Origin of the sequence: Wenyingzhuangia sp. 2_MG-2023 (genome assembly GCF_030548295.1) — a bacterium.
Taxonomy (GTDB): Bacteria; Bacteroidota; Bacteroidia; order Flavobacteriales; family Flavobacteriaceae; genus Wenyingzhuangia.
This window is the reverse complement of the sequence record NZ_JAUOSB010000095.1, coordinates 1-290: the sequence shown is the minus strand read 5'-3', so window position 1 is coordinate 290 and position 290 is coordinate 1. Positions and strand designations below refer to the sequence as shown.

At 31.4% G+C, this 290-nt stretch carries 1 protein-coding gene; it reads left to right on the top strand.

All coding sequences use genetic code 11. From position 1 onward, the window contains the following. Positions 1–48: 48 nt before the first annotated feature. Positions 49–290, top strand: a 242-nt coding sequence (locus Q4548_RS16795) for a hypothetical protein (RefSeq protein WP_303457196.1), incomplete at its 3' end; no start/stop codon positions are given.

Here is a 290-nt window from a genome sequence, read left to right as displayed (position 1 = left end):
AATTAACAAATCAAAACAAACAATTACAAACATTAAAATATTTATATCATGAAAAAAATCATCCTATCTGTAGCAATCTTAGCAAGTGGAGTTTCAACTTTTGCATTCGCTAACAACGTTTTACCTGTTCAAACAATCAACATTGTAATGAACGAAGAATTCACTGAAATATCTGTTGAAGAATTACCTGAAGCTGTAAAAGCCGCTGTTAAAAAAGATTTTGAAACTGCAACCATTGCCAAAGCTTACACAAACGGTAGCGAGCAATACAAATTAGAATTGACCATTGA